The sequence below is a fragment of the Bartonella sp. B10834G3 genome (assembly GCF_016102505.1).
GTDB classification, from domain to species: domain Bacteria; phylum Pseudomonadota; class Alphaproteobacteria; order Rhizobiales; family Rhizobiaceae; genus Bartonella; species Bartonella choladocola.
On record NZ_JACFOM010000002.1, the window covers coordinates 359876 to 385782 of the forward strand.

A 25907-nucleotide genomic window follows, 5' to 3' on the forward strand; every position below is an offset into this window, starting at 1 on the left:
GCCGAATAACGTGTTGGAAAAAAGGAAAAGGTGAGAAATGCTGGCTGATAGTGATCGCATCTTCACCAATATATACGGGTTAAAAGACAAGTCTCTGAAAGGCGCGATGTCGCGTGGCTGCTGGGACGGAACCAAGGCTATCCTCGAAAAGGGGCGTGACTGGATCATCAACGAGATGAAAGCGTCCGGGCTGCGCGGAAGAGGTGGCGCCGGTTTTCCAACGGGCATGAAGTGGTCTTTTATGCCCAAGCAAAATGACGGGCGGCCACATTATCTGGTTGTTAATGCTGATGAATCAGAACCTGGAACGTGTAAAGATCGCGAGATATTGCGTCATGATCCGCACACCTTGATAGAAGGGTGTGTCATTGCGACCTTCGCTATGGGGGCTCACACCGCTTTTATTTACGTCCGGGGCGAATATATTCGTGAACGTGAAGCCCTGCAGGCGGCCATTGATGAATGTTATGATGCCGGCCTTCTCGGTAAGAAAACTGTACACGGCCACGCTTGCGATATTATCGTTCATCACGGTGCTGGCGCTTATATTTGTGGTGAGGAGACAGCGCTTCTCGAAAGTCTGGAAGGTAAAAAGGGTCAGCCGCGATTAAAACCGCCTTTCCCTGCCAATATGGGTGTTTACGGTTGTCCGACAACGGTTAACAATGTGGAATCGATTGCTGTTTCACCGACAATTTTGCGGCGTGGAGCTGCGTGGTTTTCGTCATTCGGAAGACCGAACAATGTTGGAACCAAGCTGTTTATGTTCTCCGGTCATGTCAATACACCATGTGTTGTCGAGGAAAGCTTGGGGCTGACATTCCGCGAATTAATAGAAAAACATGCAGGCGGCGTTCGTGGCGGTTGGGATAATCTCCTTGCGGTTATTCCGGGTGGTGCTTCCTGTCCGGTTGTGCCGGGTGAAAAAATGCCTGATGCGATTATGGATTTCGACGGCATGAAAGCAATTGGTTCGTCGTTCGGTACAGGCGGCGCAATTGTCATGGATAAATCGACCGATATTATCAAAGCAATTTGGAGAATTTCTGCGTTTTTCAAGCATGAGAGTTGCGGTCAGTGCACTCCATGTCGGGAAGGCACAGGCTGGATGATGCGTCTTTTGGGACGTATGGTCGAAGGAAGAGCACAAAAACGTGAAATTGACCTTTTGTTCGAGGTTTCAAAGCAGGTGGAAGGACATACAATTTGCGCATTGGGGGATGCAGCAGCTTGGCCTGTTCAAGCTTTGATAAGAAACTTCCGTCCTGAAATTGAAAAACGCATTGATGATTATACACGTAACGCTGTCCAGAGTAAGAACATTGCTTTGGAAGCAGCTGAATAAAGTCGGTAGTGTTTGAGGAAATAAAGTTTAAAGGTTAAGCGGGTTGTCCGCGGACTGGAATAACAATGGCGAAGATCAAAATTAACGGAAAAGAGATCGAAGTACCGGATCACTATACGCTTCTTCAGGCTGCCGAGGCAGCCGGAGCGGAAGTGCCGCGTTTCTGCTTTCACGAGCGGCTTTCGGTCGCGGGAAACTGTCGCATGTGTCTTGTCGAGGTTAAGGGTGGTCCGCCCAAGCCGACAGCCTCTTGCGCAATGGGTGTTCGTGATCTGCGTCCGGGGCCGAACGGCGAGCCTCCAGAGATGTTTACCAATACCCCTATGGTCAAAAAAGCTCGTGAAGGGGTGATGGAATTTCTTCTTATCAATCACCCGCTTGATTGCCCGATTTGCGATCAGGGCGGCGAATGTGATTTGCAAGACCAAGCTATGGCTTATGGCCATGATTTTTCACGTTACACGGAAGATAAGCGCGCGGTCGAGAACAAATATATTGGCCCGTTGGTAAAGACGGTAATGACACGTTGTATCCATTGCACAAGATGTGTGCGTTTTACAACAGAAGTTGCCGGAATATCGGAGCTTGGGTTAATCGGTCGTGGTGAAGATGCAGAGATTACTACTTATCTTCAGCAGGCTATGACATCCGAATTGCAGGGAAATGTCATTGATCTCTGCCCGGTCGGTGCTTTAACCTCCCGTCCTTACGCGTTCCATGCCCGTCCGTGGGAATTGACCAAGACCGAAACCATCGACGTTATGGATGGTATGGGGTGTGCCATTAGAGTTGATACGCGTGGACGCGAAGTCATGCGTATTATGCCTCGTGTTAATGACGATATTAATGAAGAGTGGATTTCGGATAAAACCCGTTTCATTTGGGACGGGCTCCGCACCCAGAGGCTTGATCGGCCTTATGTTCGCAAAAACGGAAAACTGGTGGAAGCCGGTTGGTCTGAAGCCTTTACGGCAATAAAATCGGCTGTCGAGCTTGCCTCATCAGATAAAATCGGTGCAGTTGCCGGCGATTTTGCAACTGTGGAAGAGATGTATGCACTGAAAATGTTGCTTCAGTCTCTTGGTTCTACAGCTGTCGATTGTCGGCAGGATGGAAGTGCTCCTTCAAACGAGACGGGACGCGCTTCATATATCTTCAATCCGACGATTGCGGGGATTGAAGCCGCTGATGCATTATTGATTATCGGCTCGAACCCGCGGTTTGAAGCAGCTGTAATGAATGCGAGAATCCGCAAACGTGAACGGCAGAACAACTTCCCGATCGGTCTGATCGGCGAGCAAGTGGATTTACGTTATCCCTATACCTATCTTGGTGCGGGGGCAGATACTCTTGCCCAGCTTATTGACGGCAAGAACGAGTTTTTCGAGGTTTTGAAAAAAGCTGAAAAACCGTTAATCCTTGTTGGGCAATCAGCATTGACCGGAGAGAATGGTGAAGCAACTTTGAAGGCGATAGCCAAGCTTTGTGATGAAGTCGGCGCGTTTTCGGAAAATTGGAACGGTTTTGCTGTTCTGCAGACGGCTGCTTCCCGTGTTGGTGGATTGGATATCGGTTTCTCCTCGCCACTTGGTGCGGAAAATATCGTAAAATCATCCGACGTATTGTTCCTTCTCGGTGCTGATGAAATCAACCTCGATCAGAAAAAAGGGTTTACGGTTTATATCGGAAGTCATGGTGATAACGGCGCGCAGAACGCAGATGTTGTTTTACCGGCCTCTGCATATACCGAGAAATCCGGTATCTATGTCAATACAGAGGGACGGGTGCAAATGACTGCCCGTGCAGCATTTGCTCCAGGTGAAGCGAAAGAGGATTGGGCAATTATAAGAGCTCTATCCGAAGTTCTCGGTCACAAATTGCCATTTGATTCACTTGCTGAATTGCGAAAGAACCTGTTCGGTAATTTCCCTCATATGGCGAATGTGAACGCCATTAAGACCGGTGACAGTAAAGAGTTGATAAAACTCGGTTCACATCCGGTGAAACTTGGCAAACAAACATTTTCGTCTTTGATAAAAGACTTCTATTTGACGAACCCGATTGCCCGTGCGTCGGCTGTGATGGCTGAATGTTCAGCTCTTGCCAAAGCCCGACTGACAGAAGCGGCAGAATGAAGGTAGAGAGGAAAAATAAAGACAATGGCTGATTTCTTTATGACCTGGCTGCTTCCCCTGCTGATTATTGTCGGCAAAGCGGTACTGCTTTTGGTAGTTTTGTTGGTTATTATCGCTTACCTTCTTTATGCCGATAGAAAGATTTGGGCGGCAGTCCAGTTGCGCCGCGGGCCCAATGTGGTTGGGCCTTGGGGTTTGTTTCAATCTTTTGCGGATTTGATCAAATTTGTTGTCAAAGAGCCGATTATTCCTGCAGGTGCAAATAAGGGTGTGTTTTTGCTCGCACCATTTATTTCCTCGACATTGGCATTATCGGCATGGGCTGTCGTTCCGGTTAACGAAGGTTGGGCTGTAGCCAGTATCAATATCGGTCTTCTCTATATTCTCGCTATATCTTCTCTTGAAGTTTACGGCGTTATTATGGGAGGATGGGCTTCCAACTCGAAATATCCTTTTCTGGGTGCTTTGCGTTCCACCGCCCAAATGGTTTCCTATGAAGTTTCAATAGGCTTCGTTCTGGTAACCGTTATTCTGGTGAGCGGTTCCCTTGATCTGACAACGATTGTTAATGGACAGAAAGCAGGACTTGGTACAAATATCGGGTTACCATTCAATACATTCCTTGACTGGAATTGGTTGGCACTATTTCCGATGTTTATCATCTTTTTCATTTCGGCTTTGGCCGAAACGAACCGCCCGCCCTTCGATTTGGTTGAAGCAGAGTCGGAACTGGTTGCCGGACATATGATCGAATATTCTTCGACACCCTATATGCTGTTCTTCCTTGGAGAATATGTTGCAATCGTTTTGATGTGCGCTTTGACAACTATTCTTTTCTTAGGCGGCTGGCTGCCTCCACTTGATGTCTGGTGGCTCAATTGGGTTCCCGGAATTATCTGGTTTGTCTTGAAAGTTTGCTTTGTTTTCTTCTGGTTTGCCATGGTGAAAGCATTCGTTCCCCGTTACCGTTATGACCAATTGATGAGATTGGGGTGGAAAGTGTTCCTGCCTATTTCGCTTGCAATGGTCGTTATTACGGCAGCCTATTTGAAATTTGTAAGTTTTAGTTGAGGGTGAAGGATATGTCTGGTCTTTTTCGAGCTGCCAAGTCACTTCTTCTGATAGAATTCTGGAGTGCATTCTGGCTATCCATGCGCCAGTTTGTCGCTCCGAAACCGACGATCAACTATCCTTACGAGAAGGGGTATGTGTCACCACGTTTTCGCGGTGAACACGCCTTGCGGCGTTACCCCAACGGTGAGGAACGGTGTATTGCTTGCAAATTATGCGAAGCCATTTGTCCGGCACAAGCTATCACAATTGAAGCTGGTCCGAGGCGAAATGACGGAACCCGTCGCACAGTTCGTTACGACATCGATATGGTTAAATGTATCTATTGCGGTTTTTGTCAGGAAGCCTGCCCCGTGGAAGCCATTGTTGAAGGTCCCAACTTTGAGTTCGCCACTGAAACCAGGGAGGAGCTTTATTATGACAAAGAAAAACTGCTTTCAAACGGTGACCGGTGGGAGCGTGAAATAGCAAGAAATATTGCTATGGATGCGCCTTATCGGTGAAGTGGGAAATTCGCGTGGTCGCGTTTATTGACGCGGCAAAATATAAATCGGCGTAATTATTTGCGTCAACGTTTTGGTTTAACTTAGGGGAAACCAATGTTAACAGGTATAGCAGCGGCATTCTTTTATTTGTTCGCTTTCATTATGCTGGCAAGCGCAGTTCTGGTTGTTGCCGCGCGTAATCCGGTGCATTCGGTATTGTTTCTAATACTTGCGTTTTTCAACGCGGCCGCGTTGTTCATTTTAACAGGAGCCGAATTTCTCGGTCTTATTCTGCTTGTTGTGTATGTGGGTGCGGTCGCTGTTCTGTTCTTGTTCGTCGTTATGATGCTCGATGTCGATTTCGCAGAGCTGAAAAGTGGCGCATTGAAATATGCTCCGATCGGAGCACTGGTCGGTATTATTATAGCAGTCGAACTGATTGTGGTGTTCGCAAGTTCGCATTTTTCGCCAACTTTGGCAGAACATGTGACCGAACCGATGCCAAGTTTGACAGAGCGAACCAATACTCAGGCTTTAGGCGACATTCTCTATACGGATTATGTTTTCTATTTCCAACTTGCCGGTCTTGTTTTGCTTGTTGCAATGATTGGTGCGATTGTTTTGACCTTGCATCATCGTTCAGGCGTGAAAAGGCAATCAATTTCCAAACAGGTTGCACGCATGCCTGAAGACACGCTTGAAATTAAAAAAGTTGAATCTGGTAAAGGTATTTAACGGGAAGAATAATATGCACATTGAAATTGCTCACTATCTGACCGTTTCTGCATTGTTGTTCACAATTGGTGTCTTTGGCATTTTTCTGAACAGAAAAAACGTCATTATTATTCTGATGTCGATTGAGCTCATATTGCTTTCAGTCAATTTAAATTTTGTGGCCTTTTCTTCGGTTCTGCACGATCTTGTGGGGCAAGTATTTGCGCTCTTTGTGTTGACCGTTGCTGCAGCAGAAGCTGCAATCGGCTTGGCTATTCTGGTTGTATTCTATCGTAATCGCGGTTCGATTGCGGTCGAAGATGTTAACGTGATGAAAGGCTGACGCGTTATGTTTTACGCTATTGTCTTCCTACCTCTTTTAGGCTTTTTTATCGCCGGATTAGGTGGAAAAACGCTGGGAGCCCGCGCCGCCGAACTCGTAACATGTACCTTCATGGTTATCGTTGCGGTTCTTTCATGGATAGCATTTTTCGATATTGCTATGGGAAGCGGGCAAACTGTTGATGTTCCAATATTCCATTGGATATTGGTTGGCGGTTTACAGTTCGATTGGGCTTTGCATATCGACGCACTCACGGCTGTAATGTTGATTGTTGTCAATACAGTATCTGCATTGGTTCATATCTATTCGATAGGATATATGCATACTGACCCGTCGCGGCCAAGGTTCTTTGCCTATCTGTCATTTTTCACATTTATGATGTTGATGCTCGTTACGTCGAACAATCTTGTCCAACTCTTCTTTGGATGGGAAGGTGTCGGTCTCGCATCTTATCTGTTGATCGGATTTTGGTATCAGCGCCCGTCCGCATCTGCTGCTGCTATCAAAGCATTTGTTGTGAACAGGGTCGGGGATTTCGGATTTCTTGTAGGCGTGTTCAGTGTTTTTGCTCTGTTCAAATCAGTCAATTTCAATACGATTTTTTCAAGAGCTGCAGATCCCGGTTTTGTTGAACATATGACGTTTCTCAGTTGGCAAGTGGATGGCAACAAGGCAATAACCGTTGCATGTTTCTTCCTTTTCATCGGGGCAATGGCTAAATCGGCGCAGTTTTTTCTACACACATGGTTGCCAGATGCCATGGAAGGACCGACCCCTGTTTCGGCTCTCATCCACGCTGCAACGATGGTTACTGCCGGCGTATTCATGGTTACCCGCATGTCACCGATTTTCGAGCTTGCTCCAACTGCTCAGACAGTTATTGTGGTTATTGGCGCGACAACAGCATTTTTTGCAGCAACCGTGGGGCTGGTGCAAAACGATATCAAGCGCGTTATCGCCTATTCGACATGTTCGCAGCTTGGTTACATGTTCGTAGCGCTCGGTGTCGGCGCATATAGCGCGGGCGTTTTCCATCTTTTTACCCACGCATTTTTCAAAGCTTTGTTGTTCCTTGGTGCGGGTTCTGTGATCCACGCCGTTTCGGACGAACAAGATATGCGCAAGATGGGTGGTTTGCGCAAATACATTCCGACCACATACTGGATGATGGTTATCGGAACGCTTGCACTAACCGGCGTCGGTATCCCGGAAACTGTATTCGGTACGGCGGGCTTTTTCTCGAAAGATGGCATTATTGAATCGGCGTTTGCTTCCCATAATGTCGCTAGCGGCTATGCCTTCTGGTTGCTTGTTATTGCTGCATTGTTTACGAGCTTTTATTCGTGGCGTCTGATTTTCCTGACATTCCACGGCAAACCGCGGGCAACAGCAGATATTATGCACCATGTCCATGAATCCGGAGCAGTCATGATTGTGCCGTTGATTATTTTGGCGATCGGTGCAGTTTTTGCCGGTGTTATTTTCCAGCCATATTTTTCCGGCGGATTATACGATGCTTTCTGGAAAGGCGCGATATTTACCGGAGCTGAAAACCATATCCTTCATGATGCTCATGGCGTTCCGGTATGGGTAAAATGGTCGCCATTCGTAGTAATGGTTGTCGGGTTTGTATTGGCTTATCTGTTTTACATTGTCGCAACTGCCATTCCAAAGGCATTGGCCAATGCATTTCCCTTCCTTTACCGTTTTCTACTCAACAAATGGTATTTTGATGAACTTTATGACGTCGTGTTTGTCCGCTCGGCCTTTGTAATTGGCCGCTTCTTCTGGAAAGTGGGAGACGGAAAGATTATTGATGGCCTTGGCCCGAATGGGGTAGCGGCCCGCGTCGTAGACATAACCAATAAGGTGGTTCGTATGCAGACTGGGTATCTGTATCATTACGCATTCGCGATGCTGATCGGTATCGCTGCGCTCATCACCTGGATGATGATCGGGAGCTTAAACTGATGACCGACTGGCCTATTCTTTCTACGGTCACATTTTTGCCGCTTGTTGGCGTTGTTCTGATCCTTTTGATTAAGGACGATGGCGAGGCAGCAAAGCGCAATATTCGCAATGTGGCACTTTTTACGACTTTATTCGTATTTGTATTATCCCTCATTATCTGGGCAGGATTTGATAACAGCAATTCCGGTTTCCAGATGGAAGAGAAGATAAGTTGGCTCGGTGGCGGCATTAATTACCATATGGGCGTTGATGGGATTTCGGTTTTATTCGTTGTTCTATCCGGCTTCCTGATGCCGTTCTGTGTTTTAGCTAGCTGGGAAACAGTAAAAGACCGGTTGAAAGCCTATATGATAGCTTTCCTTCTTCTTGAAGTTGCTGTTGTCGGTGTATTTTGTGCTCTCGATGCGGTTTTGTTCTATGTCTTCTTCGAGGGAAGCTTGATACCGATGTTCATTATTATCGGTGTTTGGGGTGGTCCAAGACGTGTTTATGCAAGCTTGAAATTCTTCCTCTACACGTTTCTGGGTTCGGTTCTGATGTTGGTTGCCATTATGGTTATGTATTGGCAATCTGGCACTCTCGATATTCCGACGCTTCTCCACTATAAGTTTCCGGCTCACATGCAGTTCTGGCTGTGGTTTGCGTTTTTTGCGTCTTTTGCGGTCAAAATGCCGATGTGGCCTGTTCATACATGGTTGCCTGATGCCCACGTTGAAGCGCCCACAGCCGGTTCGGTGATCTTGGCCGGCATTCTTCTGAAACTCGGCGGTTACGGCTTTATCCGTTTTTCATTGCCGATGTTTCCGGTTGCTTCAGCAGATCTGGCACCGTTTGTGTTCACCCTTTCGCTGATCGCAATTATCTATACGTCACTTGTTGCACTTGTTCAGGAAGATATGAAAAAGCTGATTGCTTATTCGTCTGTTGCGCATATGGGCTATGTGACGATGGGTATTTTTGCGGCGAATGAACTCAGTATTCAGGGTGCTATCTACCAGATGCTTTCCCATGGTATCGTGTCGGCTGCACTTTTCCTTTGTGTCGGTGTTATTTACGACCGGTTGCATACGAGGGAAATTGCCGCTTTTGGGGGACTAGCCAACAACATGCCTAAATATGCTGTCGCCTTCATGGTCTTCACAATGGCGAATATCGCTCTTCCTGGTACGTCGGGATTCCTTGGTGAATTTCTCACATTGATCGGCGTATTCCAGGTCAATAGCTGGGTTGCTGTCATTGGTACAACCGGCGTTATTCTGTCAGCGTCTTATGCACTTTACCTTTATCGTCGCGTTATCTTCGGAAAACTCGACAAAGAAAGCCTGAAGACTCTTCTTGATTTGTCACCACGGGAGAAATTCATTCTATATCCGATGATTGCTCTTACTGTATTTTTCGGTTTCTATCCGACGCCGGTTCTCAACACAACGGCTGCGGCAGTAGAAGCTCTTGTTAACCAGCTGCACTGAAGAGGCGAATGTCCATGCATACTGATTTAATGGCTCAATTGCCGCTGATATTTCCTGAACTCCTTGTTGCCTTAGGAGCTTTGGTGCTGTTACTGATCGGGGTGTTTTCCGGTGCGCGTTCCTATGTAACGATAACCGGGTTATCCATTGCGCTGTTGGTAGCGACGATTTTTGTTGTCGTTTTATCGGCAAATGATAGCGCGTTCGCCGTAAACGCTCTTATTGTCGATAATTTTGCCCGCTACATGAAAGTGCTTATGCTGGTCGGTGCAATATTCACATTGATAATGTCGGTTGGATTTGCGCGGTCGGATAAGCTTGCGAAATTTGAATATCCAATTCTTATGCTGTTTGCTGTTCTCGGTATGATGTTGATGATATCAGCCGGAAATATGATGACGCTTTATATGGGGTTGGAACTTCACTCATTGGCTCTTTATGTACTGGCAGCTTTCAATCGCGATAACGTAAAATCTTCCGAAGCCGGTTTAAAATATTTTGTCCTCGGTGCTTTGTCTTCGGGCATGCTTCTTTATGGTATAACTTTGATTTATGGCTTTACCGGACAAATCGGTTTTCGTGAGCTTGCAACGGTTCTCAACGGTCAGATACCGCAGCTCGGCGTTATTTTCGGTATCGTTTTCATCCTTGCCGGCCTTGCCTTCAAGATTTCGGTCGTTCCCTTCCATATGTGGACACCTGATGTCTATGAAGGTGCTCCGACACCGATTACTGCCTTTTTTGCCAGTGCACCGAAGGTTGCAGCTATGGCGCTTATCATTCGTGTCATTGTTGAAGGATTTCTTCCGCTTTCCGGCGTCCACGGCGCTTTGGCAGCGTGGCAACAAATTCTCGTATTCATGTCGATAGCCTCTATGGCTTTGGGAGCGTTTGCCGCAATAGGGCAGGCGAATATCAAACGCCTTATGGCTTATTCTTCGATAAGCCATATGGGTTATGCACTCGTCGGTCTTTCTGCCGGCACAGCATTCGGTATTGAAGGCGTAATCCTTTATATGACAGTTTACGTTGCAATGATTTTAGGCTCGTTTGCCTTTATTTTAGGTATGCGGACGCGTGATGGTAACGTTGAAAGCATATATGATCTTGCAGGATTGGCGAAAAATAGTCCGTTTATGGCATCTGTTATGACGGTCATGCTGTTTTCATTGGCAAGTGTTCCGCCAATGGCCGGTTTCTTCGTGAAGTGGTATACATTTTCAGCCGCTGTTTATGCCGGATTGATACCGCTTGTTGTCATTGGTATGATCGCATCTGTCATCAGTGCGTTCTATTACTTGCGTGTTATCAAGATCATGTGGTTTGACGAGGCACAGCAGTCATCAAGCTTCTTGCCTTTAACAGGCGAGCTTAAATTTGTTCTCACGATAACCGGTATATTTGTGCTGTTTTATATTTTCTTCGGCATTTATCTTTCGCCATTGGCACAGAACGCTGCTGCATCACTTTTCTAAGCAAGATGGAATTTACACTTTCTGATCTTGCCCGGCGACATGGTTATAAAGTGGAGTCCTACGAAAGTGTGGACTCCACTAATCGCGTTGCTTTGGCCAAAGCGCATGAAGATGAAGATCGTCTTTGGGTTGTTTCCGACGAACAAACATCGGGAAGGGCACGCAGAGGTCGGCAATGGAATAGTCCCAAAGGTGATCTTTATGCCAGTCTTCTGCTGAGCCGCGATATTAATCCGGTCAACGCTGCACAATTGGGGTTTGTTGCAGGTGTTTCTCTTGCAGATGCAATTGCAGCACTTTTGCAAAAAGAGGGAATTTCGAGCGACGTTTTAGGTCTCAAATGGCCTAATGATATGTTATTGAAAGACGCAAAAGCGTCCGGAATATTGCTGGAGCTTGAACGGCTTGATGAATCGCGTTTTGCATTGGTCATAGGGATTGGCGTCAACATAATCCATAAATATGACGACGCCCCTTATCCGACCGAAGCATTAAAAAATATAATACCGAACGCTGATAGCGCCACTCTTTTCAAGTTGCTTGGCGATTATTGGGCGATAAATTATGACATATTTCTTGCATCCGACGGAACAGAAATAATCAGAAAAAAATGGCTCGAACACGCGGCCCATCTCGGTCAGGAATTGACAATTACCGGCAACAATAAAGTCATTCGCGGGATTTTTTCGGGTCTTGATGAAAACTATAATTGTATCGTTACCGATGATGACGGGCATGAAATAAAAGTGTCGGCTGGTGATGTCCATTTCGGTAATATTGCATCTTCGGTTGCTGGCCGATAATAAGAAGAGAAGATAAGTCGGGTAAGCGCTGTCCGGAAGTCGTATATCAGGGAGTCCCTAATGGCATCACGCAAAAATAATGAGTTGGTTTTTCTACCACTTGGGGGCGTAGGCGAGATCGGTATGAATCTCGGCGTTTATGGGTACGGTCCTGAAGATAACCGGAAATGGCTGATCGTTGATCTCGGCGTCAGTTTTGCAGGTCCCGAGTTACCGGGTGTCGACCTTGTCATGCCGGATATACGTTTTCTGGAAAACGAACGCCCGAATATATTAGGGTTGGTCGTAACGCATGCCCATGAAGACCATTTCGGCGCGATATTGGATTTGTGGCCGAAATTGAAGATACCTGTTTACTGTACCGCATTTACCGCAGGCTTATTGGAAACAAAGCGCGAAATTGATTACAATTCTTATGATGTGCCGGTTACTCTGTTCAAAGCCGGTGATCGTTTTGAACTGGGGCCGTTTTCAATCGAAGCAATAGCCGTTGCCCATTCTATTCCCGAACCGGTAGCGTTGGCAATTAAAACGCCGCTCGGAACGGTTGTTCACACCGGCGATTGGAAGATTGATCTTGAACCGTCACTTGGCGCCTTAACTGATGAAAAGCGGTTTAGAGAATTGGGCAAAGAGGGCGTACTTGCACTCGTCTGCGACTCGACAAATTCGATGCGGGACGGTGTATCACCGACAGAACATGACGTTTTTAAAAGCCTGACCGAAATAATCTCAGGTGAAAAAGGACGCGTCGCGATTACAACTTTTTCATCCAATGTCGGGAGGATTATTTCAATAGCGAAGGCGGCCAAGGAAGCTGGTCGACAGGTTTTACTGGTAGGCCGCTCGATTAAACGGAGTGTCAATGTTGCCGAAGAACTCGGCTATCTTGAAGGCATTGATCCGTTTCTGAGTGAGGAAGACTATCCTTATATTCCGCGCGATAAAATTGTTATGGTTTTGACGGGAAGTCAAGGAGAGCAAAGAGCAGCACTTGCCAAATTGTCTCGTGATGAAATGCGTTCGCTTGCGTTAACGGCTGGCGATACGGTCATTTACTCTTCGCGCAGTATTCCCGGAAATGAAAGAGCTATTATCGATACGCAAAACCGCCTGACTGACATGGGTGTGAAGATTATCACCGATCATGACGCACTTGTTCATGTTTCCGGACATCCACGTCGTAACGACCTGAAGAAAATGTATGAGTGGGTAAAACCGCAGATTTTGGTTCCGGTTCATGGTGAAGCTCTTCATCTGGCAGCACAAACGGCTTTGGGGCGTCAGGCGGGTATCAAACAAGTGGCAGAAATACGCAATGGCGATATGTTGAAGCTTGCGCCTGAACCTGCCGAAATTGTTGATGAAGTTCCGGTTGGACAAATTTATAAAGACGGAAATCTCATTGGCAATGAAGAAGAACTAGGGATCAGTCAAAGGCGAAAATTAAGCTATGTAGGGCAAGTATCAGCGTCATTCCTGTTGGACAAGCACCATAATCTCGTCGATGTGCCTGAAGTTGTCTGTTTCGGTTTGCCGGAAACAGATGATGAGGGGAATCTTTTTAATGACATTATTACAGACGCAATCGAAACGACGATTGAAAGTATTCCCCGTGTAAAGCGTAAAGATGACGATATGGTTCGGGAAGCTGTTCGACGGGCGGTCAGAGCATCTGTTAACGAAATATGGGGCAAAAAACCGGTTTGCACAATTTTCTCCCACAGGTTGAGATAAAGCAACGACTTGTGCTTTATAATCTTGTTGTCGATTGCACAAAAATGTTGGTGCGAAAACGCATAAATCAGGGGTATTGTTTTATTTGGCAAGCTTAGAAATTGTTTGAAAACAATCGTTTTTATGTTTCGGTTTCTATCTGTTTCTTATGTTCCTGAAGGACAATTTTTATAAAAAGCTTTCGATCTTCGATTGTTTCTATTTTCAAGCGTTACGTTAGCCGCTATGGTTAACAAATACTGATAAATCTGCTCCGATTCGAGGAGCTTAGCTGGAATTTTAATAGTCGATGCGTCTATCTCGTTATTTTTTACCCATATTGAAAGAAAATCCGAAGGAAGCAGAAATTGCTTCTCACCGCCTCATGTTACGTGCCGGAATGATACGCCAACAGGCAGCCGGCATATATGCCTGGCTACCGCTCGGCAAAAAGGTGCTGGATAAAGTTTGCAACATTATCCGCGAAGAGCAAAATCGCGCAGGCGCTCTCGAAATATGGATGCCAACCATACAATCAGCGGATTTGTGGCGGGAAAGCGGCCGTTACGATGCGTATGGGCAGGAAATGCTGCGTATTAAAGACCGGCAGGAACGTGAACTTCTTTATGGTCCGACCAACGAGGAAGTCATTACCGATATTTTTAGAGCCCATATCAAGTCCTATAAAAATCTCCCGCTTAATCTTTATCATATTCAATGGAAATTCCGCGATGAAATTCGCCCACGTTTTGGCGTTATGCGCTCACGCGAGTTTTTGATGAAGGACGGGTATTCTTTCGACATTGATTATGAGGGAGCGAAGGCGGCTTATAACCGTGTATTTGTTTCATATTTACGGACATTTGCAAGAACAGGTCTTAAAGCAATTCCGATGCGTGCAGATACCGGTCCGATCGGTGGAAATTTGAGCCACGAATTTATTATTCTTGCCGATACCGGCGAGAGCGCGGTCTACTGCGACAAGCATTTTCTGGACATGACCATTCCTCCGGCGGATGTCGATTTTTCGGATGATGCCGCAATCGCCGATATAGTCAAGGAATGGACAACACCCTATGCTGCAACCGACGAAATGCACGATGAAGCGCTTTGGGCGAAAGTTCCGCAATCCGACCAGATAGCGGCAAGGGGTATTGAAGTCGGTCATATCTTCCATTTCGGTACCAAATATTCGCTTCCGATGCATGCCACTGTCATGGGGTCCGACGGTCAGGAACATCCGGTTTCGATGGGGTCTTACGGCATTGGTCCGTCACGTCTGGTGGCTGCGGCTATTGAAGCTTCGCATGATGAAAACGGCATTATTTGGCCGCGTGCTATGTCGCCATTTGATTTTGGTATCATCAATATGAAACCGGGTGATCCAAAGTGCGACGCATTGAGTGAAAGGGTCTACCAATCATTAATCAATGCAGGTTTTGATCCTTTGCTTGATGATACACAGGAACGTGCAGGTTCCAAATTCGCAACGATGGATCTTATCGGACTTCCTACGCAAATTGTTATTGGTCCGAAAAATGCCGCACAGGACGAGATAGAAATAAAAGACCGGAAAACCGGTCATAAGCAAGTCCTTTCGTTCGATGCGGCGTTGAGGCGACTAACGGAGGCTTGATGAGTACGAGAGCCAGAAGCGGTAGCCGGTCAGGATTTTCATCCTATGAATGGATGATTGCATTTCGCTATATGCTTCCGAACCGGAAACAGATGTTCACCTCGATCATATCGATTATATCGCTGATCGGTATCATGCTTGGTGTTTTCGCTTTGATCGTTGTCATGGCCGTTATGAACGGTTTCAGAACAGAATTGCTTGATCGCATCCTCGGCATGAACGGTCATCTCGTTATTCAGGCAATTGATAGCGATTTTACCGATTACAACAGCTTGATACCGCGTATAGAATCCGTCGACGGTGTCAAGTTTGCGCTTCCCGTTGTCGAGGGGCAGGCTCTAGCCCAAGGCGATGCAACCGGCGGAACCGGAGCATTGGTTCGCGGAGTGCGCGAAACGGATCTTGATAAACTCACAACTGTCACAAAAAATATAAAATTTGGCGGCCTTGAAAATTTTGACAAGCAGGACGGCGTTGCAATTGGCAGCGGCATGGCAGAAAAACTGGGACTATCGGTGGGAAGCGACATCCGGATTATCACACCGGATGGCGATGTTACGCCTTTTGGTGTCAATCCTCGTGTTAAAGCTTATAAAGTTACGGCTATTTTCACCGTCGGTATGTCGGAATATGATACGATTTTTGTTTTCATGCCGTTAAAAGAAGCGCAGGCTTTCTTTAATTTGGGCAATAAAGTTCAATCACTGGAAATCTTTTTGAATAATCCCGATGCCGTATCGTCAATGACTCCGGAAGTTGAAAAAGCGGTCGGCAGACAGGTATATTCGATTGATTGGCGATCTCGAAATCAGGCTTTCTTTTCAGCACTACAAGTCGAGCGCAATGTGATGTTTTTCATATTATCGCTGATTGTTCTGGTGGCAGCTTTGAATATCATTTCCGGTTTAATCATGTTGGTTAAAGACAAGGGGCATGATATTGCGATTTTGCGCACTATGGGGGCAAAACAAAGTGCTGTCATGCGCATATTCATCATGACAGGCATGGTCATCGGTGTGATAGGAACGATCTTCGGACTTTTGTTGGGTGTGTTGACATGCGAAAATATCGGACACATTCAGGACTTTGTGTCATGGCTGTTTAATGTCGATGTTTTCAACCCGCAGCTTTATTTCCTGACAAAATTACCAGCGCGTCTGGAATGGGGACAAACGTTGATGGTTGTCTTTATGGCGCTTTTTCTTTCCTTTCTTGCAACGCTCATACCGGCGTGGCGCGCTGCAAAGCTCGATCCGGTTCAAGCCTTGAGGTATGAATAATGGCGTCGTTGTTGCAACTCGTAAACATTGACCGGCGCTATCTGGACAGTGACAAGCCTCTTGTTATTCTTGATAAAGCCAATTTTTCTCTTGAACAGGGGCAGACTGTTGCCCTTGTGGCGCCGTCCGGTGCCGGTAAATCGACACTTTTACATATTGCCGGTCTTCTTGAGCGCCCCAATGGCGGAGATGTCGTTTTGCGCGGGCATTCCTGTTCCAATTTATCGGATAATGACCGCACCGCAATTCGTCGTAACGACATCGGTTTTGTCTATCAATTTCACCATTTGCTGCCTGAATTTACAGCCTTGGAAAATGTGATGATACCGCAAATGATTGCTGGTCTTAAGCGTTCCGAAGCGGCTGACCGCGGATTGAAATTGCTGACTTACCTGCGCGTAGGCCATCGCGCCAAACACCGGCCGTCCGAACTTTCCGGCGGCGAACAGCAACGTGTGGCGATTGCCCGTGCTGTTGCCAATGCTCCGTCAATTTTGCTGGCAGATGAACCGACAGGTAATCTTGACCCTGTGACCTCGGCTTATGTTTTTCAGGCACTCGCTGCTTTGGTTCGTCAATCGGGGCTTTCTGCTCTTATTGCGACACACAATCTCTCGCTTGCCAAACAGATGGATCGGCGCATAACGCTGAAAAGCGGAAAAATTATCGAGCTTCCTTGAAGAGGAAATAGTGCAGAACTCTGGATGGTTGATATAATCGATATATTATTCAGGCAAAATCCGGTGCTAGATATTCTGGAATAGCAGATAGCCTAATATGCTGACAATGACGGTCACGAACAGGCTTCGCGTTGCCATGCCGGCAATGAGAGAAACAATTGTGCTTAGTAAAGCCACTGAAATACCGAAACTGGTTGTTTGAGGTTTTTCAAGGATTTCGGCGACAATAATTGCAGAAAGCACTGCAGCCGGTACAAAGTTCAGCCAATAGCGGAAAAGTTTGGGAAATGGACGGTGTGCCAGCGTCATGACAGGGACGATTTTAATCAATCCGGTGACAACCGCTGCAATTGCTATACCCAATCCGACATGTTCCATCATTATATTTTGCTACTCCCCGACTTGAGAAGCATAAACATGCCAATTGTTGCGGCGATCAAAGTGGCGATGATTGAGGATGCATTTGCGGCAATAAGACCATGTGAAAAGGTAACAATAGCCATAGCGACAACAATCACAACAATATCTATTTTTTTAGTCTGGCTTGCATACCAACCGAGCAGAAGCAGCCCGATAAACATACCGACAAGACTGAAACTCAAGCTATCCTTTAACCAATCGGGAAGCGATGTTGCAAAAACGCTACCGACGAGTGTTGCAAAAATCCAGCTGAACCAAGCTGTTAAATTCAATCCTAACAACCATGAAAATGGCAGAATATTATTATGCAAACGGGCATATTGCGAAGCCACGCCGAATGTTTCATCGGTCATCAGAAAGCCGCCGACGAGTTTTTCAAACCGGTTGGCGTGAGAAAAAAACTGCGCCATATAGGTGTTGATTAAAAGATAGCGCATATTGATAAAGAGGACGCCCAGAGCGATTTGCATCAGTCCGGCTCCTGTCGAGGCCATTGAATAAAACAGGAATTGTGCTGAACCGGCGTAAACAAATGTGCTTAGACAAAAAATCTGCAAAACAGAAAATCCGGATACCGAGCCGATTGCACCGCAGGCGAAACCGATTGCCCAATATCCTAACAATGTCGGGATGCAGGCGACGATCCCCTGTTTGAACAGATGCCAATGATTTTTCTGTATCATTCAAAGACTCAAATTTGCGTTCAACGCCTTTTGGAACGACGTCTTGATATACATGTTTATATATTTGGACTATTGTCAAACAACGAATTATTGAAACATAGTCGAGAGCGTAATATAGGACGAATTCCCATATCGTGTTGAATTGGAGGATAGGATGACAGGCTCAAGAGTCGATAATAGTAAGCTGAATGTAAGGCAACGCCGACTTGTCTTTCGTGCCTGGCATCGGGGGATCCGTGAAATGGATCTGGTTTTCGGGCAATATGTTGACGCGCATATCATGAAACTTGATGAAAAGGCCATGGACGAGCTTGAATATATTATGTCTTTTGAAGATAGAGATTTATTGACGTGGGTTACCGGCGAAGTCAAAGTACCTTATGACGTGGATACGCCGCTTTTTCGCGACATTCTCGATTACCGTACACGCATGGATTTTAACGCTTAAGTTATGTCGATATTCAAAAAAAATTTCAGTCCGGAGAAATTGCCTCGATATGTCAGCTTTGACGGCATCGTTTCCGGTTATGAACCGTTTGCAATTTATAAAATAGCGGCTGAAATCGGCAATAAAGGACCAATTCTTTATATTGCTCGTGATGGACAAAAGCTTGATGATCTGACACACGCACTCGCTTTTATAGAAGCGCAGATGCCGGTTGTGCAATTGCCGTCATGGGATTGTCTCCCTTACGATCGGGTCTCGCCCAATCCGGCGATTTCGGCCAAGCGTATGTCGGCACTTGCGAATATTTATAGTCTTTTAGAGAATCCGCATCCGGCAATTATTCTTACAACGGCAAATGCTGTGATGCAAAAATTGCCACCCCGTGCGGCCGTGGCAGGACAATCGATTACTGCAAAGCCAGGGCAGAGCCTCGATATGGACAAGCTTATCCATCATCTTGAGCACAATGGCTTCGAGCGGGTTTCGACAGTCCGTGAAGTCGGTGATTTCGCTGTTCGCGGCGGAATTGTCGATTTGTTTGCACCAGGAAGCGATGCACCTGTAAGACTGGACTTTTTTGGCGATAGTCTTGAAACAGTACGTGCTTTTGACCCGGCCAGCCAACGAACGGTGAAAACGCTTCAAGAATTTTCGTTGGAACCGATGAGCGAGATAACACTGACACCGGAATCGATAAGCAAATTCCGAACGAATTACATCCGCTCTTTCGGTGCAGCCAAACCGAATGACGCACTCTACGAAGCGATTTCGGAAGGTCGTCGTTTTTCCGGAATGGAACATTGGCTACCGCTTTTTTACGACAAGCTTGATACCATTTTTGATTATATTGACGATATTCCGGTTGTGTTCGATCATCTTGTAGAAGAGGCAATGATCGAGCGCAATAAACTTATTGAAGATTATTATCAGGCGCGTTTGGAAAATCATGATCCAAAGGACTCTTCAACCCCCTATAATCCTGTAAAACCGGCGGCACTTTATCTCACTCCACAAGATATTGATGCGCTCTCGGAAAAAGCCACACACAGAATCGACTTCACGCCTTTTGCCGAGCCGGAAACATCCGGTCACTATGTGCTTCACAGCAATGTCACAACCGGTCGGGATTTTGTCGAGGAACGGACCTCGGAAAACAAGAATTTGTTTGAAAGTGTTGTCGAGCATGTCGCTCAACTCCGTTCCCGTGGGAACAAGGTTTTGCTTACCGGCTGGAGTGAAGGCTCGTTAGAGCGTCTGGTGCAGGTGCTTGACGAACATGGCCTCAAAAAAATTGAAAAAGTTGGTTCTCTCAATACGGTAAAGGCCACACCACGCGATCACATTACTGCTGCAGTCGTCACAATCGAACATGGATTTGTTGCCGAAGATCTGGTCGTTGTTGCCGAACAGGATATATTGGGCGACCGGTTGGTAAGGTCTGCGCGCCGACGCAAGCGCAACGCCGATTTTATATCCGATATGACAACATTGAACAGCGGTGATATTGTCGTTCACGTCGATCACGGTATCGGCCGGTTTGTCGGTTTGAAGACGATTGTAGCTGCCGGCGTGCCAAGAGATTGTCTGGAAATACATTATGCAGATGAAGACCGGCTTTTCCTGCCTGTCGAAAATATCGAGTTGCTCTCGCGTTACGGTGGAGAGGGCACAAATGTTGTTCTCGATAAGCTTGGTGGTGTGGCGTGGCAGGCGAGAAAAGCAAAACTCAAAAAACGTTTGCTCGAAATTGCCGGACATCTCATTCATGTTGCTGCCGAGCGCGAAATGCGAAAAGCACCGGTTCTTGTGCCGCCGACCGGTAGCTATGATGAATTTGTTGCGCGTTTTCCATATGACGAGACAGACGACCAGTTGCGCGCCATTGATGCGGTCCTCGGCGACCTTGCCGCCGGAAAGCCGATGGATCGGTTGATTTGCGGTGATGTCGGGTTCGGAAAGACAGAAGTTGCAATCAGAGCTGCATTTGTTGCTGCATTAAACGGCTTTCAGGTTGCGGTCGTGGTGCCAACAACGCTTTTGGCACGTCAACATTATAAAACGTTTCAAGCGCGTTTTCAGGGCTTACCGGTAAAAATCGGGCAAGCATCACGCCTTGTGGGCGCAAAAGAACTTGGCGCGGTTAAAAACGGGGTGCGCGACGGAACAATCGATATTGTCATCGGCACACATGCGCTTCTTGGATCGACAATGCAATTTTCACGGCTCGGCTTGTTGGTTGTTGATGAAGAACAGAATTTCGGTGTCAAACAGAAAGAACGTCTGAAGGAATTGAAGACCGACATTCACGTATTGACCCTGTCGGCAACTCCTATTCCGCGCACTCTACAACTGGCTTTGACCGGCGTCAGGGAGTTATCACTCATTACGACGCCACCGGTAGACCGTATGGCGGTGAGAACATTTGTCTCGCCGTTTGACCCTTTGATCGTGCGGGAAACTTTGATGCGTGAACATTATCGGGGTGGACAAAGCTTCTATGTCTGCCCGCGAATTTCCGATTTGAAAGTTGTAGAGGAATTTCTTTCCAATCATGTTCCGGAACTGAAAGTCACCACCGCCCACGGGCAAATGCCGCCCGGCCAACTTGACGATATTATGAATGCTTTTTATGACGGGCAATATGACGTGTTGCTTTCGACCAGTATCGTTGAATCGGGCCTTGATATTCCCTCCGCTAATACATTGATTGTCCATCGTGCAGATATGTTCGGTCTTGCGGCGCTTTATCAGTTACGCGGGCGGGTAGGGCGTTCCAAGCAGAGAGCCTATGCTTTGTTTACACTTCCCAACCAGAAGGTTTTGACACCGGGTGCAGATCGGCGGCTGAAAGTCTTGCAATCTCTCGATACTCTCGGAGCAGGATTTCAGCTCGCAAGTCACGATATGGATATAAGAGGAGCGGGTAACCTTCTCGGCGAGGAACAATCCGGACATATCAAAGAAGTCGGTTTCGAGCTTTATCAACAAATGTTGGAAGAAGCCGTTGCCGAATTGAAAGACGGAACAGCTATTAACGATAGTCAGTGGTCACCGCAAATCTCTGTAGGAACAGCCGTTATGATTCCGGATAACTATGTTCCCGATCTGCCTTTGCGCCTGTCGCTTTATAGACGGCTCGCCGAAATCGAAGAGCTTGGCGATATTGATGCCTTCGGTGCCGAGCTGATTGATCGATTCGGTCCTTTACCGGTTCCGGTTCAGCATTTGCTCAAGGTTGTTTATATCAAATCGCTATGTCGGCAGGCGAATGTCGAGAAACTGGATGCCGGCCCCAAAGGCGTCGTTATCCAATTCAGGGAAAACAACTTTGCCAACGGTGTCGGTCTTGTCAAATGGATTGGCGAGCAGGGGAGCATGGCAAAAATACGCCCCGATCAAAGCGTGGTCTTTATCCGCGATTGGCCAAACGCCGATCAACGTCTGAATGGTGCTGCCACAGTCATGACGCAGCTCGTAAAATTGGCGAAAGAAGGCGCAAAGAAATAACCGTTGCGTCTTCGCTTCCCGTCGAATTCGGGCATTTATCGAGTCCGGGCGTTTATCAAACAGTTTTTGAAGATGATAGAGTGCTAAAAAACCGGCATTCTATTTGTTTTCAGATCGGCGTTAACGATCTTCACTTGCTCCCGGTTCATAACCGTCAGCAATCTGTTCGATAGTGTCTATTAAAACCTCGGTAGGTTGTGCCCCCATGACAACATATTTCTTGTCGATAATAAAAGAAGGGACACCACGTACACCAATATAATAGGAATGGGCGCTGTCCTGTTTGATCGTATCTTTATCAATGTCCGTCTCAAGCAATTTTTCCACAACATCAAAACGCATTCCGACACTTTTGGCTGCGTCAACGAGTATCGCATGATCGCCAATATTCTGTCCCTGCTCGAAAAAGCGGGAAAACAGTTCGGCGATAAGTTTGTCCTGCATTCCTTCTTTATCCTGAGATGCCCAGTAGACGACACGGTGGGCATCAAGCGAATTCGGCTCGGTTTTAATTGCAGCGAAATCGAATTCGATGTCTTCCTGTTTGCCAAGCTCGATCAACGTTCTTTCGGTTTCATCAATTGTATTCTGATTACCTGAAACTTTCTTCATATAGGCGGCATAAGGAATGCCTTCCGCTTTCATATTCGGATAGAGCTGGAAGGGCGTCCATGTGAGTTTGATGTCAATTTCGGGAAGTGATTTTATTGCCTTGAAAAGCCGTTTGCGACCGATAAAACACCATGGGCAAACAAGATCCGAAATCATATTGATATAAAGGTTCGAGCTCATCATCCTATCCTTTAGCGGTGCCACCAGGCCGGCAGGCGATATCCATAAAGCGGGGTATAGGCCGGATATTCTATGCGTGACCAACGTGCAACCCATTGATCGGGCAAATGATAGAGCGGAAGATAATAATTCCCTGAAATGAGAACACGGTCAAGCGCACGGACAGCGGCAGTAAAATCTTCATTGGAGCGGGCATCCAACAGTGCTGAAATCATGGCGTCGATTGCCGGATCGGCGGTTCCCGCAAAATTGAAACTGCCTTCGAGATTGCGCGAAGCAGAACCCCAACGATTGAGCTGCTCGTTGCCGGGCGATAAGGAAGCCTTGAGTTTTCCGATAATCATATCGTAATCAAATGAAGTCAGCCGATTTTGATATTGTGTATCGTCGACGGTTCGCACTTCCGCGTCAACACCGATTCGTGCAAGAGACCGCTGATAGGCGAGGGCAATTTTCTCTTCTTCCAAAGATTGTGTCATAATTTCAAAATGAAGTGGTTGCCCATCCGCCCCCACAGCCTGCCGGTTTTGAAGTTTATAACCGGCCTCGCGCAATAATTGCCAGGCTTTTTCGGCTGCTGCACGGTCGATGCCTGATCCGTCGGTCTTTAAACTATGCCAGGTTCCATTCATCACGTCAGGTAAAACGGCGTCAGGATAAGGGCGTAAAAGTTGTTTTTCTTTTTCGGATGCGGGGCGGCCAACGGCCGAAAGCACAGAACCGCACCAATAACCTTCTGTCCGGCTATACACATCGTCAAACAGATTGTGATTGACCCATTCAAAGTCGAAAACAAGCGAAAGTGCCTGCCTGACTTTCCGATCTTTGAAAACGGGCTTTCTGGTGTTGAATACGAAGCCGGTCATATCGGCAGGTGTTTCTTTTTTAAAACTTTCTTTGACAACCTCTCCTGCACGAACGGCAGGAAAATTATAGGATAGACGCCAGCGGTTCGGATTGGCGGGTTCTTCCAGAAAAACGTCAAGAATGCCTTTTTTGAATGCCTCGAACCGCGTATTATCATTGCGGAAGTATTCGATTTGTACAATGTCGAAGTTATTGAACCCGCGGTTGACCGGTAAATTTTTTCCCCAATAATCGGGATTGCGCGTATAAATGACGCGTTCCCCCGGATCAACGCGCGAAATAATATAAGGTCCGCTTCCCGGAATTGGCGTAAGCCCGTTGTTCTCGAAAATTGCAGGATTGATTGCATGCTTTGGAAGAACCGGCATACTACTTGCCAGAATGAAGGGAAATTCCCGATCTTTGGAATGTGGAAATTCCATTTTTATGGTGCGTTCATCCAGCTTTTCGATGTGTTCAATCCGCTTCATATAACGATCAAAGGGGGGACGCCCCTTGTCTTTCAACAAATTGACCGTGAATAATACATCATCGGCAGTAATTGCGACGCCATCCGAAAACTTTGCTTCAGGATCCAAATGGAAAACAATTTCAGTGCGATCGTCATTCAATGTCACATTATCGGCGATCAAACCGTAAAGTGTAAATGGCTCATCACGCGACCTTACCATCAAACTTTCGTAAACCAGACCACCAAATTGTTCGTCTGCAAATAGACCGCGCGCGGTTGTCCTGAAACTGCGAATAACAAAGGGATTGAGGCCATCGAATGTTCCAACGACACCAAAAGTTATTTTACCACCTTTTGGCGCTTCAGGGTTGGCGTAGGGAAAATGGTCGAAACCGGGAGGAAGGGCAGGCATTCCATGCATTGCAATCCCGTTTTGAGCGGCCTGACAATAGTGTCCCGATTGTCCAAAACTCAAACAGAGAATCACAAAGAAAAAACCGAGTTTATAGACAATATTCATAAAAAGACCTTGGGTTCATAAAAAGACCGTGGGTTCATAAAAACCTTGGGATCATAATATTCCCGATTCGCCGCGTTTTAACCTATTTCATAGATTTTGAGGGATTTTTATCATTAATTACAGGAAAAAATACCATTTTCAACCGCGTCGCTATATATGGGATGTGATTTAAAAAGCACAAAGATCGGTGCAATTTATATTTTGTTTGCTACTAATGCTGGATTTTTTGATTAATCTTGTGTAAATGCGGCTCTAATGGAAGGAAACGTCATCCTATCGCCCTAATTGTAAGTAGAGCTATCCTCATAGAGGATGATATTTGCCTTTCGGGATTATTTTTTTGCGCATTGAAAGGATTTGCCTGATCATGTCCCATAAAAGAACCTACGCTGCTATTTCCGCATTGGCTGGTGCTGCTGCTCTACTCGTTGCGTCACATAGCACCGCCAATGCTCAGGGCATGCCTCAGGGGTGGTATAAGGTTTGCAGCAAGCAACAGGATGTTGATGTTTGTAACACAATGAATACCGTTGTTTCCAACACCGGACAACCGCTGACGGCTGTGAATTTGGTTGAAGTCAAAGGGAAACAGAACGAAAAACGCATCGGTATTCAGGTGCCGACAGGTCGTTTTATTCCAGAAGGCGTTCATATTCAGGTCGGTGACGGCCCTGTGAAGAAGATTCCCTATGTCATCTGCAATGGCCCTAGCTGCATTGCCAATGATACATTTGATGACAAACTTATCAATGCTATGAAAACAGGACAGAAATTGGTGGTAACAACAATCAATTTCCGTGGCACACCAAATCCGATCGAAATTTCACTTGACGGTTTCAGTGCTGCTTATACCGGTCCTGGCATGCAGGAGAAAGATTTTGAAGCCGAACAAATGAAGCTTCAGAAAGCTGTTCAGGCCAAAGAAAAGCAGTTTGAAGACAAGATGCGCGCTGAACAGGAAAAAGCCAAGTCCGGCAATTGATGCGATGCTTCATTTATGACTATTCAAAAGGCCGCTTGCGGCCTTTTTATTTTGCCTAAAACTAAGATTTTTCCGGTTATTTAATAGCTTGTAAACGAAAGAGATTTTTTCTCA

General features: G+C 46.5%; 21 protein-coding genes. 17 read left to right on the forward strand and 4 right to left on the reverse strand.

What is annotated here, in order from left to right; translation table 11 throughout:
• Positions 1–37 precede the first annotated feature (37 nt).
• From nuoF to H3S94_RS07075, 14 genes are all read left to right on the forward strand, one after another.
• Positions 38–1345, forward strand: coding sequence for an NADH-quinone oxidoreductase subunit NuoF (nuoF, locus tag H3S94_RS07010; RefSeq protein ID WP_077992134.1), 1308 nt, complete (start codon positions 38–40; stop codon positions 1343–1345).
• A 65-nt stretch (positions 1346–1410) separates the two neighbouring features.
• On the forward strand, positions 1411–3480 hold the full coding sequence (gene nuoG / locus H3S94_RS07015) for an NADH-quinone oxidoreductase subunit NuoG (RefSeq protein WP_198240647.1): 2070 nt from the start codon (positions 1411–1413) through the stop codon (positions 3478–3480).
• A 24-nt stretch (positions 3481–3504) separates the two neighbouring features.
• Complete coding sequence (gene nuoH / locus H3S94_RS07020) at positions 3505–4551, forward strand: NADH-quinone oxidoreductase subunit NuoH (protein WP_077992137.1); 1047 nt, start codon at positions 3505–3507, stop codon at positions 4549–4551.
• Between the two features lie 11 nt (positions 4552–4562).
• Positions 4563–5054, forward strand: a complete 492-nt coding sequence (nuoI, locus tag H3S94_RS07025; protein ID WP_077992139.1) for an NADH-quinone oxidoreductase subunit NuoI — start codon at positions 4563–4565, stop codon at positions 5052–5054.
• A 96-nt stretch (positions 5055–5150) separates the two neighbouring features.
• Entirely contained in the window at positions 5151–5771 is a 621-nt protein-coding gene (locus tag H3S94_RS07030) for an NADH-quinone oxidoreductase subunit J (protein WP_077992141.1), read from the forward strand.
• Positions 5772–5784: 13 nt separating this feature from the next.
• A complete protein-coding gene (gene nuoK / locus H3S94_RS07035) occupies positions 5785–6093 on the forward strand; it encodes an NADH-quinone oxidoreductase subunit NuoK (protein WP_075870696.1) in 309 nt (102 codons plus the stop codon).
• Between the two features lie 6 nt (positions 6094–6099).
• A complete protein-coding gene (nuoL, locus tag H3S94_RS07040) occupies positions 6100–8064 on the forward strand; it encodes an NADH-quinone oxidoreductase subunit L (protein ID WP_198231093.1) in 1965 nt (654 codons plus the stop codon).
• Entirely contained in the window at positions 8064–9533 is a 1470-nt protein-coding gene (locus tag H3S94_RS07045) for an NADH-quinone oxidoreductase subunit M (RefSeq protein WP_198231094.1), read from the forward strand. Before nuoL ends, H3S94_RS07045 begins: the two co-directional genes overlap by 1 nt.
• Before the next feature lie 14 nt (positions 9534–9547).
• On the forward strand, positions 9548–11008 hold the full coding sequence (gene nuoN, locus H3S94_RS07050; RefSeq protein ID WP_198240648.1) for an NADH-quinone oxidoreductase subunit NuoN: 1461 nt from the start codon (positions 9548–9550) through the stop codon (positions 11006–11008).
• 5 nt (positions 11009–11013) lie between these two features.
• A complete protein-coding gene (locus tag H3S94_RS07055) occupies positions 11014–11811 on the forward strand; it encodes a biotin--[acetyl-CoA-carboxylase] ligase (protein WP_198240649.1) in 798 nt (265 codons plus the stop codon).
• Positions 11812–11871: 60 nt separating this feature from the next.
• Entirely contained in the window at positions 11872–13548 is a 1677-nt protein-coding gene (locus H3S94_RS07060) for a ribonuclease J (protein ID WP_198240650.1), read from the forward strand.
• A 289-nt stretch (positions 13549–13837) separates the two neighbouring features.
• Positions 13838–15163 carry a proline--tRNA ligase gene (gene proS / locus H3S94_RS07065; RefSeq protein WP_077992149.1) on the forward strand — a complete coding sequence of 442 codons (1326 nt, stop codon included), beginning with the start codon at positions 13838–13840 and terminating at the stop codon, positions 15161–15163.
• A complete protein-coding gene (locus H3S94_RS07070) occupies positions 15163–16443 on the forward strand; it encodes a lipoprotein-releasing ABC transporter permease subunit (RefSeq protein WP_246786441.1) in 1281 nt (426 codons plus the stop codon). The genes proS and H3S94_RS07070 overlap by 1 nt, the downstream gene beginning before the upstream one ends.
• Positions 16443–17123, forward strand: coding sequence for an ABC transporter ATP-binding protein (locus tag H3S94_RS07075; RefSeq protein WP_077992155.1), 681 nt, complete (start codon positions 16443–16445; stop codon positions 17121–17123). The genes H3S94_RS07070 and H3S94_RS07075 overlap by 1 nt, the downstream gene beginning before the upstream one ends.
• Before the next feature lie 66 nt (positions 17124–17189).
• Here H3S94_RS07075 and H3S94_RS07080 read toward each other — a convergent pair whose 3' ends face one another.
• Positions 17190–17504 carry an AzlD domain-containing protein gene (locus H3S94_RS07080; RefSeq protein ID WP_077992156.1) on the reverse strand — a complete coding sequence of 105 codons (315 nt, stop codon included), beginning with the start codon at positions 17502–17504 and terminating at the stop codon, positions 17190–17192.
• The gene (locus H3S94_RS07085; RefSeq protein ID WP_198240651.1) at positions 17504–18226 is read right to left on the reverse strand and encodes an AzlC family ABC transporter permease; all 723 of its coding nucleotides are present in this window, start codon (positions 18224–18226) and stop codon (positions 17504–17506) included. The genes H3S94_RS07080 and H3S94_RS07085 overlap by 1 nt, the downstream gene beginning before the upstream one ends.
• A 154-nt stretch (positions 18227–18380) precedes the next feature.
• Here H3S94_RS07085 and H3S94_RS07090 point away from each other — a divergent pair, with 154 nt between their 5' ends.
• Positions 18381–18674, forward strand: a complete 294-nt coding sequence (locus H3S94_RS07090) for a succinate dehydrogenase assembly factor 2 (protein WP_198240652.1) — start codon at positions 18381–18383, stop codon at positions 18672–18674.
• 3 nt (positions 18675–18677) lie between these two features.
• On the forward strand, positions 18678–22181 hold the full coding sequence (mfd, locus tag H3S94_RS07095; protein WP_198240653.1) for a transcription-repair coupling factor: 3504 nt from the start codon (positions 18678–18680) through the stop codon (positions 22179–22181).
• A gap of 120 nt (positions 22182–22301) precedes the next feature.
• On the opposite strand, the gene H3S94_RS07100 is transcribed toward mfd, so the two are convergent.
• Together H3S94_RS07100 and H3S94_RS07105 are read right to left on the reverse strand one after the other, a co-directional pair.
• Positions 22302–22976 carry a DsbA family oxidoreductase gene (locus tag H3S94_RS07100; RefSeq protein WP_198240654.1) on the reverse strand — a complete coding sequence of 225 codons (675 nt, stop codon included), beginning with the start codon at positions 22974–22976 and terminating at the stop codon, positions 22302–22304.
• A gap of 8 nt (positions 22977–22984) precedes the next feature.
• On the reverse strand, positions 22985–24712 hold the full coding sequence (locus tag H3S94_RS07105) for an extracellular solute-binding protein (protein ID WP_198240858.1): 1728 nt from the start codon (positions 24710–24712) through the stop codon (positions 22985–22987).
• Between the two features lie 466 nt (positions 24713–25178).
• Here H3S94_RS07105 and H3S94_RS07110 point away from each other — a divergent pair, with 466 nt between their 5' ends.
• Positions 25179–25793, forward strand: a complete 615-nt coding sequence (locus H3S94_RS07110) for an invasion associated locus B family protein (RefSeq protein ID WP_075870681.1) — start codon at positions 25179–25181, stop codon at positions 25791–25793.
• Positions 25794–25907: the final 114 nt, after the last annotated feature.

Excerpts from the sequence above, each read along its gene's own strand:
- mfd (WP_198240653.1), top strand. The coding sequence starts at position 18,678 with ATGTCGATATTCAAAAAAAATTTCAGTCCGGAGAAATTGCCTCGATAT.
- H3S94_RS07100 (WP_198240654.1), bottom strand. The coding sequence starts at position 22,976 with ATGATGAGCTCGAACCTTTATATCAATATGATTTCGGATCTTGTTTGC.
- H3S94_RS07080 (WP_077992156.1), bottom strand. The coding sequence starts at position 17,504 with ATGATGGAACATGTCGGATTGGGTATAGCAATTGCAGCGGTTGTCACC.
- nuoN (WP_198240648.1), top strand. The coding sequence starts at position 9,548 with ATGCATACTGATTTAATGGCTCAATTGCCGCTGATATTTCCTGAACTC.
- nuoF (WP_077992134.1), top strand. The coding sequence starts at position 38 with ATGCTGGCTGATAGTGATCGCATCTTCACCAATATATACGGGTTAAAA.
- H3S94_RS07030 (WP_077992141.1), top strand. The coding sequence starts at position 5,151 with ATGTTAACAGGTATAGCAGCGGCATTCTTTTATTTGTTCGCTTTCATT.
- nuoK (WP_075870696.1), top strand. The coding sequence starts at position 5,785 with ATGCACATTGAAATTGCTCACTATCTGACCGTTTCTGCATTGTTGTTC.
- H3S94_RS07060 (WP_198240650.1), top strand. The coding sequence starts at position 11,872 with ATGGCATCACGCAAAAATAATGAGTTGGTTTTTCTACCACTTGGGGGC.
- nuoI (WP_077992139.1), top strand. The coding sequence starts at position 4,563 with ATGTCTGGTCTTTTTCGAGCTGCCAAGTCACTTCTTCTGATAGAATTC.
- H3S94_RS07110 (WP_075870681.1), top strand. The coding sequence starts at position 25,179 with ATGTCCCATAAAAGAACCTACGCTGCTATTTCCGCATTGGCTGGTGCT.
- H3S94_RS07070 (WP_246786441.1), top strand. The coding sequence starts at position 15,163 with ATGAGTACGAGAGCCAGAAGCGGTAGCCGGTCAGGATTTTCATCCTAT.
- H3S94_RS07045 (WP_198231094.1), top strand. The coding sequence starts at position 8,064 with ATGACCGACTGGCCTATTCTTTCTACGGTCACATTTTTGCCGCTTGTT.
- nuoL (WP_198231093.1), top strand. The coding sequence starts at position 6,100 with ATGTTTTACGCTATTGTCTTCCTACCTCTTTTAGGCTTTTTTATCGCC.
- H3S94_RS07085 (WP_198240651.1), bottom strand. The coding sequence starts at position 18,226 with ATGATACAGAAAAATCATTGGCATCTGTTCAAACAGGGGATCGTCGCC.
- H3S94_RS07105 (WP_198240858.1), bottom strand. The coding sequence starts at position 24,712 with ATGCATGGAATGCCTGCCCTTCCTCCCGGTTTCGACCATTTTCCCTAC.
- H3S94_RS07075 (WP_077992155.1), top strand. The coding sequence starts at position 16,443 with ATGGCGTCGTTGTTGCAACTCGTAAACATTGACCGGCGCTATCTGGAC.
- H3S94_RS07090 (WP_198240652.1), top strand. The coding sequence starts at position 18,381 with ATGACAGGCTCAAGAGTCGATAATAGTAAGCTGAATGTAAGGCAACGC.
- H3S94_RS07055 (WP_198240649.1), top strand. The coding sequence starts at position 11,014 with ATGGAATTTACACTTTCTGATCTTGCCCGGCGACATGGTTATAAAGTG.
- proS (WP_077992149.1), top strand. The coding sequence starts at position 13,838 with ATGCGTCTATCTCGTTATTTTTTACCCATATTGAAAGAAAATCCGAAG.
- nuoH (WP_077992137.1), top strand. The coding sequence starts at position 3,505 with ATGGCTGATTTCTTTATGACCTGGCTGCTTCCCCTGCTGATTATTGTC.
- nuoG (WP_198240647.1), top strand. The coding sequence starts at position 1,411 with ATGGCGAAGATCAAAATTAACGGAAAAGAGATCGAAGTACCGGATCAC.